Origin of the sequence: Curtobacterium sp. DN_7.5, from assembly GCF_022655355.1 — a bacterium.
Lineage (GTDB): Bacteria > Actinomycetota > Actinomycetes > Actinomycetales > Microbacteriaceae > Curtobacterium > Curtobacterium luteum.
This window is the reverse complement of record NZ_CP093378.1, coordinates 1,345,529-1,358,480: the sequence shown is the minus strand read 5'-3', so window position 1 is coordinate 1,358,480 and position 12,952 is coordinate 1,345,529. Positions and strand designations below refer to the sequence as shown.

The 12,952-nt window shown below is 72.2% G+C and carries 10 protein-coding genes; 4 read left to right on the top strand and 6 right to left on the bottom strand.

Annotated elements, in window-relative coordinates:
• Nucleotides 1-39: 39 nt before the first annotated feature.
• Both mraZ and MON03_RS06315 read right to left on the bottom strand, forming a co-directional pair.
• Nucleotides 40-471 (bottom strand): division/cell wall cluster transcriptional repressor MraZ, encoded by a 432-nt coding sequence (gene mraZ, locus MON03_RS06320; RefSeq protein ID WP_022904577.1) that lies wholly within the window; start codon nt 469-471, stop codon nt 40-42.
• A gap of 1,081 nt (nt 472-1,552) precedes the next feature.
• Nucleotides 1,553-1,945 carry an SCO2097 family morphological protein gene (locus MON03_RS06315; protein WP_022904578.1) on the bottom strand — a complete coding sequence of 131 codons (393 nt, stop codon included), beginning with the start codon at nt 1,943-1,945 and terminating at the stop codon, nt 1,553-1,555.
• A gap of 84 nt (nt 1,946-2,029) precedes the next feature.
• On the opposite strand from MON03_RS06315, the gene MON03_RS06310 reads away from it, so the two are divergent.
• Complete coding sequence (locus MON03_RS06310) at nt 2,030-3,148, top strand: polyprenyl synthetase family protein (RefSeq protein WP_175329650.1); 1,119 nt, start codon at nt 2,030-2,032, stop codon at nt 3,146-3,148.
• A 75-nt stretch (nt 3,149-3,223) separates the two neighbouring features.
• Here MON03_RS06310 and MON03_RS06305 read toward each other — a convergent pair whose 3' ends face one another.
• Nucleotides 3,224-3,589, bottom strand: coding sequence for an Rv2175c family DNA-binding protein (locus tag MON03_RS06305; protein ID WP_022904580.1), 366 nt, complete (start codon nt 3,587-3,589; stop codon nt 3,224-3,226).
• 161 nt (nt 3,590-3,750) lie between these two features.
• On the opposite strand from MON03_RS06305, the gene MON03_RS06300 reads away from it, so the two are divergent.
• Together MON03_RS06300 and pknB are read left to right on the top strand one after the other, a co-directional pair.
• Nucleotides 3,751-5,010, top strand: coding sequence for a LysM peptidoglycan-binding domain-containing protein (locus MON03_RS06300; RefSeq protein WP_242091124.1), 1,260 nt, complete (start codon nt 3,751-3,753; stop codon nt 5,008-5,010).
• Nucleotides 5,011-5,146: 136 nt separating this feature from the next.
• Nucleotides 5,147-7,180: a Stk1 family PASTA domain-containing Ser/Thr kinase gene (gene pknB, locus MON03_RS06295; protein ID WP_031273981.1), complete on the top strand. Its 2,034-nt coding sequence runs from the start codon at nt 5,147-5,149 to the stop codon at nt 7,178-7,180.
• A 362-nt stretch (nt 7,181-7,542) separates the two neighbouring features.
• Here pknB and MON03_RS06290 read toward each other — a convergent pair whose 3' ends face one another.
• The 3 genes from MON03_RS06290 to MON03_RS06280 form a co-directional block, all read right to left on the bottom strand.
• Nucleotides 7,543-8,928: a class II 3-deoxy-7-phosphoheptulonate synthase gene (locus tag MON03_RS06290; protein ID WP_242091122.1), complete on the bottom strand. Its 1,386-nt coding sequence runs from the start codon at nt 8,926-8,928 to the stop codon at nt 7,543-7,545.
• Nucleotides 8,929-9,023: 95 nt separating this feature from the next.
• The gene (locus MON03_RS06285; RefSeq protein ID WP_022904584.1) at nt 9,024-9,749 is read right to left on the bottom strand and encodes a lysophospholipid acyltransferase family protein; all 726 of its coding nucleotides are present in this window, start codon (nt 9,747-9,749) and stop codon (nt 9,024-9,026) included.
• A gap of 33 nt (nt 9,750-9,782) precedes the next feature.
• Nucleotides 9,783-10,736: an ROK family glucokinase gene (locus tag MON03_RS06280; RefSeq protein ID WP_022904585.1), complete on the bottom strand. Its 954-nt coding sequence runs from the start codon at nt 10,734-10,736 to the stop codon at nt 9,783-9,785.
• Nucleotides 10,737-10,880: 144 nt separating this feature from the next.
• Here MON03_RS06280 and MON03_RS06275 point away from each other — a divergent pair, with 144 nt between their 5' ends.
• Entirely contained in the window at nt 10,881-12,857 is a 1,977-nt protein-coding gene (locus MON03_RS06275) for an AMP-dependent synthetase/ligase (RefSeq protein WP_242091120.1), read from the top strand.
• Nucleotides 12,858-12,952 lie beyond the last annotated feature (95 nt).

Below are 12,952 nucleotides of genomic sequence, written 5' to 3'. Positions count from 1 at the left end.
GACGTCAGGGCACCACGGCTGGGAGTCCCGATCCGCGGATCAGAAGATCCCCGGGATCACCTCCTCGTCGTTGTCGGCGAAGCCCTCTTCGACCTCGGCGTAGTAGGCCTCCCACGCGGGGGTCGACCAGATCTCGGCGCGGTCACCGGAGCCGATGACCGTCAGGTCCCGCTCGAGCCCCGCGTAGTCGCGGAGGTTCTGCGGGATCGTGACGCGGTTCTGCTTGTCGGGCTGCTCCGCGCTCGCTCCGGAGAGGAACAGGCGCATGTAGTCCCGGGTGCGCTTCGACGTCATCGGAGCGGTGCGGATGCGCTCGTGGAGTTCCTCGAACGTGTCCGCGCTGAAGACGACGACGCAGCGCTCCTGCCCGCGGGTCATCACGAGCCCCCCGGACAGCTCGTCCCGGAACTTGGCGGGGAGGATCACGCGACCCTTCTCGTCGAGCTTCGGGGCGTAGGTACCGAGCAGCACGTCGGGCCTCCCCTCCGCTCCACCGGACCGTTGCAAGCCCCACTTTACTCCACTCCCCTCCCCGCGGCCATGATTCCGCTCCCGAAATCGCCCTCGTGCCCCGTTCTGGGGCGGTCGGGGCGGGGTGGATCGCGGTGTTCTGCGGCTGCGATGCCCGGATTCCCGGGGATGTGGAACGGCGAGGAGGGCGTGGAGGGAAGTGGAGGAGATTCGCAGCCCGGTGGCGGCCAGGAGGCGCGGTTCGGCCCCGCCACGCCGCTCACGTCCGGCAAGGGGTCGCGTCCGGCCGCGGCGTCCGGCAGCTCGTCCCGCCCGCGGCCGGTCACGACACCCCGCCGGAACCCCGACGGCCGGTCACGACACCCCGCCGGAACCCCGCCGGCCGGTCACGAGCCGTCGCTCGACCGCGCCCAGAGCGACACTCCGCGACCGCCCGAGAGCACGCGCGCGGGGTGTCGCGACCCATCGGCCGGGCACCTCCGATCGCCCGCGGCCGGTCACGACACCCCGCCGGAACCCCGCCGGCCGGTCACGAGCCGTCGCCCGACCGCGCCCAGAGCGACACGTCGTGACCGCTCGAGAGCACGCGCGCGGGGTGTCGCGACCCATCGGCCGGGCACCTCCGATCGCCCACGGCCGGTCACGACACCCCGCCCGCACCCCGCCGGCCGGTCACGAGCCGTCGCCCGACCGCGCCCAGAGCGACACGTCGCGACCGCCCGAGAGCACGCGCGCGGGGTGTCGCGACCCCTCCGCCGGACGCCCCGCACGCCCCCGCCCCGCACGCCCCGCACGCCCCGCACGCCCCGGACGCGCCACACTCGACCCACGCCGCCGCTGGTCGCGGAACCTGCCGCTCAGGTTCGGAGCAGCCCGACGATCGGTGCGACCAGTGCGCCCCGCACGCGGCACGTCCTGCGACCACCCCACTCCGGCGCGTCGCAGCGAACCCCGACCAGCCCGACGAACCCCGACCACCCCGACCCGGGGCCCCCAGACCGAAGCCGAGGACGGGCGGACCCCGGGAACGCAGAACGGGGCCGGTCCCGAAGGACCGACCCCGTGGAGGCGTGTGGAGGAGCTACTGCCCCTGCTCGTTGCGCTTGTCCCAGCGCTCGTTCATGCGGTCCATGAAGGACCCGCCCGACGACGACGGCCGTGACCCCCGCGAACCAGGGGACTTCGGCGTCCGACCCGGCTTCGCCTTCGGCGCGCGCATGCCCGGCCGCAGCGCGAACAACACGCCGGCGAGCATGATCACGAACCCGAGGATCCCGATGAGCGGCTGGCGGATGACCAGCCCGACGATGACGACGGCGACGCCGGCGAGAGCCGCCAGCACCCCGAGCGCGATCGACGTGTAGGTCGGACGGCCCTGGCGCCGCGTCACGCGCGCGACGAAGTCGGAGTCGTTCTGGTAGAGGCTGCGCTCCATCTCCTCGAGGAGGCGCTGCTCTTGCTCCGAGAGTGGCATCTGTGTTCCCTCTTGTTCTTGGGATCGACGCAAGGTTTTGGTTGGCCGATTCTACGTCCCGACCGCTCCACTAGGGTAGGGAGTGTGGCTGAGAGTACGCGATTAGTGGACCTCGTTTCCGCACGGATCGAACGGGCCCTCGACGAGCAGCGTGAACGGCTCCTCGCGATCAGCCCCGACCTCGCCCCGTTCGACGAGTACGCGCGGGACCTGCTGTCCGGCGGCAAGCGCTTCCGAGCCCTGTTCTGCTACTGGGGCTGGCAGTCCGTCGCCGGTCGGTCCGGCTCGTTCGACCCGCTGGCCGAGGGCTCCCGCCAGACCACCGCCGAAGCGATCGTCACCGTGGCCGCTGCGCTCGAGGTCTTCCACGCCGCGGCCCTCGTGCACGACGACATCATGGACCGGTCGGACACCCGTCGTGGCCGCCCGGCCGTGCACCGTCGGTTCGAGGCGCTCCACCGCGACTCGGGCTTCACGGGCGACCGCGCGCAGTACGGCACGAACTCGGCGCTCCTGCTCGGCGACCTGCTGCTCTCCCTGAGCGACGCGGTGTTCGACGAGGGTCTCGCGCTCCTCGACCCGGCACGGGCGCGCATCGTCCGCCAGGAGTTCCACGCCATGCGTCTCGACGTCACCGCGGGGCAGTACCTCGACGTGCACGAGGAGACCGCCTGGCCCGCGATCGACGAGAGCGAACACCTGCTCCGGGCCCAGCGGGTCATCGTCTTCAAGTCGGCGAAGTACTCGGTCGAGGCCCCGCTCGTCATCGGCGCGCTCGTCGCCGGGGCGAGCGAGTCGCAGCTCGAGGGCCTGCGCTCGTTCGGACTCCCCCTCGGCGTGGCCTACCAGCTCCGCGACGACATGCTCGGCGTCTTCGGCGATCCCGAGGTCACCGGCAAGCCGGCCGGCGACGACCTCCGCGAGGGCAAGCGCACCGTCCTCATCGCGAGCGCCCGCAAGACCCTCCCGCCCGGTCCGCGCCAGCTGCTCGACGAGCTCCTCGGCGACCCGGACCTCGACGAGGGTCAGGTGCAGATGCTCCGCGCCACCCTCACCGACTCGGGTGCCGTCGCCGCGGTCGAGCGGTCCATCGACCGCCACGTGCAGCGTGCGAAGGCAGCGCTCGACGCCGCACCGCTCACCCCGTCCGCGCGGGAGCAGCTCGCGTCGCTGGCCGACACGGTCATCCGCCGCGTCGCGTAGTCGACGCGGTCGGTCGACGGCCGGGAGGCACGGGGCGGGCCCGCACCGCGCCTCCAGTCCGTCAGTGGGTCGCCACTAGAGCAGCGACTGGGCGATCCTGCGGACCTCGGCCTTGCGGCCCGCGCGGAGCGCGTTGATCGGCGAGTCGCCGATGGCGTCGTCGACGGCGAGCATCCAGCGGACCGCCTCGTCGTCGGAGAAGCCGTTGTCGCCGAGCACGATGAGCGTGCCCCGGAGTTCCGGGAGCGGCTCGGTGCCGTCGAGGAACTCGCTCGGCACCTTGAGCACGCCGTCCACCCGCGCAGGCAGGAGGGTCTTCTGCTCGAAGAGCCGGTGGATCCGGCCGGGGGTCACGCCGAGCAGGTCGACGAGGTCGGGGACCGTCAGCCAGCGTTCGGACAGGGTCGCGTCGTCAGTGGGTGCAGGACTCACCCGCCCCATGTTGCCAGAGTGACGGGGTCGTGCCACGCACCTCGCTCGTCACACGAGTCACACGCGCAACATCCGACTCTCTGGTTGACTTGGGACTCAGCCCGTGTCAGCGTGGAGCCACCTGTGAGTGCGCACACGCGCGCGCGGCTCACCGAGGACAGGAGACCACCGTGGACAACGCTGCAGACGAGGCCGCCCGCCGCGCTCGATCGGCCCGCTTCGCGACCGTGCCCATCGTCCTCGCGGGGACGATCGCGGTGACGGCCGGCCTCACCGGCCCCGTCGCCCACGCCGAGCCCCGGCACGACGACGAGGGCGCGGGGAACAAGCGCCACGTCGACCAGGACCGCAACGAGGGCGACCGGCCGGTGTTCAGCACCGCTGTCGCGCGGCCGGCCACGACGCGGGTCACGACGGTGGCCGCGGTCGCCCAGGCGCCGACGACCTACACCGTCCGTCAGGGCGACACGGTCTCGGGCATCGCGGCCCGGTACGGCCTGTCGGCGCAGGAGGTCCTGGTGCGGAACGGCCTCGGCTGGAACACGATCATCCACCCGGGCCAGACGCTCCACCTGACGAGCGCGCCCGCGGTGCACCGGGCGCCCGCGCGGACCGCCACGACGACGTCGACGAGCACCACGAGCAGCTACCACGTCCGTTCCGGGGACACCGTCTCGGGCATCGCGGCGCGCATCGGCGTGTCGACGTCGGCGCTGCTCGGCGCGAACAACCTCTCGCAGCGCAGCGTGATCTACCCCGGGCAGACCCTCCGGGTGCCGTCCGCGCACCAGGCGGCTCCGTCCTCCCCGCGACCGGTGGTGTCCACGAGCACGGCGACCGCGTCGAGCGGCAGCGTGAAGATCAGCACCGGCGACACCATCGCGTCGATCGCCGCCGAGCACCACGTCTCCGTGAAGGCGCTGCTCGCCGCCAACGGCCTGAGCTACACGAGCACCATCTACGCGGGCAAGACCCTCGTGCTGCCGGGAGCGTCCACGGGCGCTGCGGTGTCCACCTCGGTCAAGGGATCCTCCACGACACTGAGCGCCGAGCAGTGGCGGAACGCGGCGACGATCGTCAGCGTCGGCCGGTCGCTCGGCGTGCCGCAGCGCGGGCTCGTCGTCGCCCTGGCCGCCGCGATGCAGGAGTCGAGCCTCCGGAACCTCGCGGACGGCGACCGCGACTCGGTCGGCCTGTTCCAGCAGCGCCCGAGCCAGGGCTGGGGCAGCAAGGCGTCCCTGCAGGACCCGGCGACGGCCGCGAAGCGGTTCTTCCTCGGCAACCCCGGGCACACGCGCGGCCTGCTCGACGTGCGCGGCTGGTCCTCGATGAGCGTCACCGACGCCGCCCAGGCCGTCCAGGTCTCGGCCTACCCCACGGCGTACGCGAAGTGGGGCGGCCCCGCCGAGACCTGGCTCGCCTCCCTCTGACGCCCACGATCGGCCACGCCGGCCTGCCCCCACCACGGCCCCGTCGACCCGGCAGTCTCATCCCTGAGATCGAGATCGGGTAACGGTCGGAGCGTCACGGCGGGCCTGTGCGGTCCGGATTCGTAGAATGCCGCAGATGACCACGAACGCCACGGACCCGATGATCGGTCGCATGATCGACCGCCGGTACCGTGTGCGCTCGCGGATCGCCCGCGGCGGCATGGCGACGGTCTACCTCGCGACCGACGTCCGACTCGAGCGCCGCGTGGCGATCAAGATCATGCACGGGCACCTGGCCGACGACCAGGCGTTCCGCGAACGCTTCATCCAGGAAGCCCGTTCGGCCGCACGGCTGTCGCACCCGAACCTCGTCGGCGTGTACGACCAGGGTGCCGAGGACGACACCGCCTACATCGTCATGGAGTACATCCCGGGCATCACCCTGCGGGACCTCCTCCAGGAACACCACGCCCTGACGCCCGAGCAGGCGACCGACATCCTCCGCGCCGTCCTCGCCGGGCTGGCATCCGCCCACCGCGCCGGGATCGTGCACCGCGACCTCAAGCCCGAGAACGTCCTGCTCGCCGACGACGGCCGCATCAAGCTCGGCGACTTCGGTCTCGCCCGCGCCACGACGGCGAACACGGCCACGGGCGCCGCGCTCCTCGGCACCATCGCCTACCTCTCCCCCGAGCTCGTCACGCGGGGTGCGGCGGACTCCCGCAGCGACATCTACGCGCTCGGCATCATGCTCTACGAGATGCTCACCGGCGAGCAGCCGTACAAGGGCGACCAGCCGATGCAGATCGCGTACCAGCACGCGAACGACACCGTGCCGCCGCCGAGCGCGTCGATCCCCGGCGTCCCGCTCGAGCTCGACGAGCTCGTGGCCTGGGCGACCGCTCGGAACCCCGGTGACCGGCCGGCGGACGCCCGCGAGATGCTCGACCACATGTCCGGCGGGCTGCAGCGCGCGACCGGGCAGTACCGCACCGCCGTGCTCCGGCCGGAGAACGCCACCGCGATCCTGCCCTCCGAGGGCCCGGCCGCCCGCACGCCGTCGTCGGTCGGCTCGGCACCGGAGGACGACACCGCGGACGCCACCACCGTGATCGACCGGTCCGCGGGCGCCGCACCCGTCGGTCGAGGTCGCAACCAGCCCGGCCCCCGGCGGACGGGCTCGCAGCCGGGCGCCCTCTCCCCCGCCGCGCAGCGCCTCGCCGACAAGTCGGCCAAGCGCCGGAAGCGCGGGTGGATCGTCTTCGCGGTCATCGTCCTGCTCGCCCTCGTCGCGGGCACGATCGGGTGGGTGTACGGCCCCGGTCCGCTCGGCAACGTCCGCATCCCCGAGGTCGCGGGCAAGAGCGTCACCCAGGCACGCCAGCTCCTCGAGGCCCAGGGACTCCGCACGGCCGCCACCACCGCGCGCCGCTTCGACGCGGTCATCGCGAAGGGCGAGGTCTCGGCGACGAAGCCCGCGGCGGAGCGCGAGGTCCAGAAGGGCACCGCAGTGCAGCTCGTCGTGTCGAACGGGCCGCGGATGATCACGCTGCCCGCCATCATCGGGCAGCCCGAGTCGACCGTCACGGCCGCGCTCGACGACGACTTCGAACTGCAGGACAACCGCTACCAGTTCTCGGCCGACGCCGCGAAGGACACCGTGATCGCCGCCACCGGGCGCGACGCCTCCGGGCCCGTCGACCTCGGCACGGCCACCACCTACGCGGAGCGCGGGACCGTGACGCTCACGGTGTCACTCGGACCGGTGCCCGACGTCGTCGGCAAGACGGTGGACGAGGCCGGTGCGACGCTCGAGGGCGTCGGGTTGCGACTCGGCTCCCAGGACCAGAAGTACGACGACCAGGTGCCCGAGGGCCAGATCATCTCCGCGAGCGTCGCCGACGACCCCGCAGTGCAGGGTTCGGCGGTCGACGTCGTCGTGTCGCGGGGGCCGGCGCCGATCCAGCTGCCGGACGTCCACGACAAGACGATCAACGACGCGACGAGCACCCTCGAGGGCCTCGGGCTGAAGGTCTCCGTCCCGGACTGCACGAACATCCTGTGCGGCTTCTACGACTGGAAGGCCACACTCCCGGTGACGGGGACGGACCCGCCCGCGGGCACCACCGTGCACCGCGGCGACACCATCACCCTCGCCTACGAGCAGTAGGGGCGCGGCGCCGCCGAGTCTCGCGTGCGCTGCGCCGAGTCTCGCGTGCGCTGCGCCGAGTCTCGCAGACAGCGACATTGCTCGTGGCCGCGAGCGCGAGACGTGTCGCTCACCGCGAGACTCGTGCCCGCGGCCGCGTGCGCGACCGGACCACCCACCGGCCGGGAGGCGCGGCGCGGGCCCGCACCGCGCCTCCCGGCCGGTACGCACGCGCGCACGCGCGGCGAGGCGAGTCTCGTGCCTGCTGGGGCGAGACTCGCTCACAGCGACGGGTCTCGTGCCCACGAGCGCAAAAACGGTCGCTCACCGCGAGACTCGGCGGCGCCGCGCGGCACGCGCGCCGCGCGGCACGCGCGCCGCGCTCAGCGCGCGGTGTGCGGGTGCGCCCCGAGCTCCTCGGCGACGAGGAACGCCAGCTCGAGCGACTGCATGTGGTTCAGCCGCGGGTCGCACAGGGACTCGTACCGGGTCGCGAGCGTGGCCTCGTCGATGTGCTCGGAGCCGCCGAGGCACTCCGTCACGTCGTCGCCGGTGAGCTCGACGTGCATGCCGCCCGGGTACGTGCCGACCTCCCGGTGCGCCTCGAAGAAGCCGAGGACCTCGTCCACGACGTCGTCGAAGCGGCGGGTCTTGTAGCCCGTCGGGGTCGTGAGGCCGTTGCCGTGCATCGGGTCGGTCACCCAGAGCGGGTTCGCGTCCATGCCCTTGATGGCCTCGAGGAGCTTCGGCAGCTCGTCGCGGATCTTGCCGGCGCCCATGCGGGTGATGAACGTCAGGCGGCCGGGCTCGCGGTTCGGGTCGAGCTTCTCGACCAGGGCCTTCATGTCGTCGACCGAGGTGGTCGGGCCGAGCTTGACGCCGATCGGGTTCCGGACGCGCGACAGGAAGTCGACGTGCGCACCGTCGATGTCACGCGTGCGCTCACCGATCCAGATGAAGTGCCCGGACGTGTCGTAGGCCTGGCCGGACCGGGAGTCGATCCGCGTCATCGGGCGCTCGTAGTCCATGAGCAGCCCCTCGTGCGAGGCGTAGAACTCGACGTGCTTGAGCTCGTCGAAGTCCGCTCCGCAGGCGTCCATGAAGCGGATGGCGCGGTCGATCTCCTTCGCGAGGTGCTCGTACCGGGCGTTCGCGGGGTTCGACGCGAAGCCCTTGTTCCACGAGTGCACCTGACGCAGGTCGGCGAAGCCACCCTGCGTGAAGGCGCGCACGAGGTTCAGCGTCGACGCAGCGGTGTGGTAGCCCTGCACGAGACGACGAGGGTCGGCCTGCCGGCTCTCCGGCGTGAAGTCGTACCCGTTGACGATGTCCCCGCGGTAGGCCGGCAGCGTGACGTCGCCGCGGGTTTCGAAGTCGCTCGAGCGGGGCTTGGCGAACTGGCCCGCCATGCGCCCCATCTTGATGACCGGCATCGAGGCGCCGTAGGTGAGCACGACCGCCATCTGCAGGATGGTCTTGACGCGGTCGCGGATGGAGTCCGCGGTGGCACCGGCGAAGGTCTCCGCACAGTCACCGCCCTGCAGCAGGAACGCCTTGCCCTGGGCCGCGGCGGCGAGACGGTCGCGCAGCTTGTCGACCTCGCCCGCGAACACGAGCGGCGGGAGCGTCGCGATCTCGGCCGAGGCGGCCTCGGCGGCGGCGGGGTCCGGCCACGTCGGCTGCTGCTTGATCGGGAGCGTGCGCCAATAGTCGAGCCCCTCGATGACGTCCGGATCCTGCAGGGCGACGAAGTCGGTCGACTCGAACAAGGCGTTACCTCGGTGTTCTGGGCTCGCGGCCGGTCGGACGACCGCTTCTCCGGTCATGGACCCGCCGTCCGGCCGGGTTGCCGGACCGTACGAGCCTACCGTCCGGAGGTGCCGCCCCGCTCCTTCATGACCTGCTCGCGTGCGGAGCTCGCGCGTTCCTTGACACTCGTCGCGTAGACGTCGACGTACTCCTGGCGGCTCAGCCCGGCGAGCTCGTGCATGACCTCGTCCGTCACGCTGCGGAGGATGAAGCGGTCGGTCTCGAACCCCTGGAAGCGCGAGAAGTCGAGCGGCTTGCCGAAGACCACGCCCACGCGCTTGAACTTCGGGAACCGCTGCCCGATCTGCTGGACCTCACGCGTGCCGACCATGGCGACCGGCACGACGACGACGCGGCCCTCGAGGATCATCCGGGCGATGCCGGTGCGACCGCGGTACAGCTTGCCGTCGGGGCTGCGGGTGCCCTCGGGGTAGATGCCGAGCTGCTCACCGCGGGCGAGGACCTGGAGGCCGGTGCGGAGCGACGCCTCGGACGCCTTGCCGCCGGAGCGGTCGATGGGCAGCTGACCGATCGCGTTGAAGAACGTCTTCGTCGCCCAGCCCTTGAGCCCTCGCCCGGTGAAGTAGTCGCTCTTGGCGAGGAACGAGATGCGGCGGTCGAGCACCGCGGGCAGGATCACCGAGTCGATGAAGGAGATGTGGTTCGAGGCGAAGATGACGGGGCCCTTGGCGGGCACGTGCTCGCGCCCGATGACCCACGGCCGGAAGAGCGTGAGGATGAGCGGGCCGAGCACGAAGTTCTTCAGCAGCCAGTAGGTCATCGATGACTCCGAGGGGGTGGGGTGCGCCCGACCCTACGCCGTCCGGGCGTGGATCCGGGCGAGGTCGGCGGCCCCGACGACCCCGGCGTCGTTGACGAGCTCGGCGATGACGAAGTCGGGCTCCGGGTGGTAGCCGCGCGCCGGCAGGTTGCCGAGGTACGCCTGCTTGATCGGCTCGAGCAGCCGGTCCCCCGCGCTCGCGACACCGCCGCCGAAGACGAACAGCTGCGGGTCGAGCACGGCGGACAGCGAGGCGCATGCCTCACCGAGGTGTCGGCCGAGCCGCCGCAGGGCCGCGAGGGCACCCGGGTCGTCGGCCAGGATCAGGTCGCCGACGATCTTCCCGTCGAGGTGACCGCCGTTCTGCTCGCGTGCGTCGGCGAGGGCGGACCCGATGCCGCCGGCGTCCGCAACGTCGTTCGCCATGCGCTGCAGGGCGCGGCCGGAGCCGTACTGCTCGATGCACCCACGGGCGCCGCAGCCGCAGGGCAGGCCGTTCGGCACGATGCGGAGGTGGCCGATCTCGCCGCCGGTGCCGAAGCCCCCGCGGAAGAGCCGGTCCTCGGTGACGATCGCGCCGCCGACGCCGGTACCGATCGTGAGCATGGTCATGTCGGACACGAGCCGACCTGCACCGAAGCGGAACTCCGCCCAGCCCGCGGCGTTCGCGTCGTTGTCGACCGTGATGTGCAGGTCGCCGATGCGCTGCTGGAGCTTCTGCCGCAGGGGTTCGTTCCGCCAGCGGATGTTCGGCGTGTAGTAGACGATCGACTGCGAGGCGTCGATGAACCCGGGGGCCGCGACGCCCACCGCGCCGACCTCGTGCGAGGCGCGGAGGCGCGTGACCATCGCCACGACGTCGTCCAGCATGGCGTCCGGGTCCGCAGCGTTCGTGGCGACGCGGTCCTCGGCGAGGATCTCGCCGAGCTCCGTGACGACCGCTCCCGCGATCTTGGTGCCCCCGATGTCGATTCCGATGGCGTGCACGGTCCACGAGCCTACCGGTTCGCCGTGTCCACACCGAACGCACGGCTCCGTCCACACGGAACGCCCGGCGTGCGCCCCTATGCTGGCAGTGTCACCTCGACGATGAGGTGCACTCGAATCGAACCGGCCGACGAGGGAGTCACCGTGAACGATCAGCGACCCGAGCGCCTCACCAGCGCCGCCGCCGAACAGGGCACCGCCGCGACCAGCACCGAACCCACCACGCAGTCTGCCGCGGCTCCGGCGGGCGCGTCGCCGTCCGCGACACCGGCCGGGAGGCACGCTGCACGTCCCGGCGCCGGTCCCGTCGCGCCGGACCACGGCTCGGCAGCCCGGCTCCTCACGGAGCGTGCGCGGCTCACGCCGGACCGGCCGATCCTGGCCGAACGGCACGGCGACACCTGGACGCCGATCACCGCCGCCGAGACCCTCGCCCGCGTCCGCGCGATCGCGAAGGGGTTCGTGGCCGCCGGCCTCGAGCCGGGCGCGCACGTCGCGATCCTGTCCCGCACCCGCCTCGAGTGGACGCTCGTCGACTTCGCCGTGTGGACCGCCGGCCTGGTCTCCGTGCCGGTGTACGAGACGAGCTCGCCCGACCAGATCCGCTGGATCCTCTCCGACTCCGAGGCCGTGGCGATCGTGGTCGAGCAGGAGCAGCACGCCCGCCGGGTCGCCGGCATCGCGCCGGACCTCCCGCACCTCGGCCAGCACTGGACGATGGACGGCGGCGGGCTCGACGACCTGGCCCGGCTCGGCGAGGACGTCAGCGACGAGGACCTCGACGCCAGGACGGCGACCGTGCACGGGCACGACGACGCGACGATCATCTACACGTCCGGTACGACCGGGCGTCCGAAGGGCTGCGTGCTCCGCCACGACAACTTCACGGGCACCGTCGAGGGCGCGTCCGAGGCCATGCCCGAGGTCATCGCCGAGGGATCGTCCACCCTGCTGTTCATCCCGATGGCCCACGTCTTCGCGCGGTTCATCGCGGCGATGTCGCTCTCCGCCGGCGTGCTGGTCGGCCACGAACCGGACACGAAGGACCTCATGAAGGCCGTGTCGACCTTCCGTCCGACGTTCCTGCTCGCGGTCCCCCGGGTCTTCGAGAAGATCTACAACTCGGCCGAGCAGAAGGCCGACCTCGGTGGCAAGGGCCGGATCTTCCGCGCGGCCGCCGCCACCGCGGTCGCGCACTCCGAGGCGCTGACGTCGGGGAAGGTCCCGCTCGGACTCCGGCTGCGATTCGCCCTGTTCGACAAGCTCGTCTACGCCAAGCTGCGCGACGCGATCGGCGGGCGCGTGCGCTACGCCGTCAGCGGCTCCGCACCGCTCTCGCCGCGGCTGTCGCACTTCTTCCGGTCCATCGGCGTCCTCATCCTCGAGGGCTACGGGCTGACCGAGACCACCGCCCCGGCGACGGTGAACCGCGCCGGCGAGCTGCGCATCGGGACGGTCGGGCGGGCGCTCCCGGGCGTCGAGGTCCGGATCGCCGACGACGGCGAGATCCTGATCCGCGGCGTCGACGTGTTCGACCGGTACTGGCGGAACGACGAGGCGACCGAGAAGGCCTTCGCGGACGGCTGGTTCCGCACCGGCGACCTCGGGCGGCTCGACGACGACGGCGTCCTGACCGTGACCGGTCGCGCGAAGGAGCTCATCGTCACGGCGAGCGGCAAGAACGTCGCACCGGCCCCGCTCGAGGACGCGATCCGCGAGCACCCGCTCGTCGGGCAGGCGGTCGTCGTCGGCGAGGGCAAGCCGTTCGTGGCGGCGCTCGTGACGCTCGACCGTGACATGCTCCCGGGCTGGTGCGAGGCGCGGGGCATCTCCCCCGTGCTCAGCCCGCACGAGGCCGCGTACGACGAGCGGGTGCACCAGGCCGTGCAGGAGGCCGTGGACACCGCGAACCAGCGGGTCTCGCGGGCGGAGTCGGTGCGGTCGTTCACGATCCTCGACACCGACCTGACCGAGGCCTCCGGGCACCTCACCCCGAAGCTGACGATCAAGCGACCGGTCATCATGCGGGACTTCGCCGCGGACATCGAGCACATCTACTCCGGCTCGAAGGTGCAGACCACCGCGACGCCGGTGGTGACCAGCCGTCGTCGACGCGGCTGAGGCACGCGACGCGACCGCCGGGAGGCCCGGTGCCGGTCCCTGGGACCGGCACCGGGCCTCCCGGCGGTTCGCGGTGTGCGCGGGGCGCGACGCGC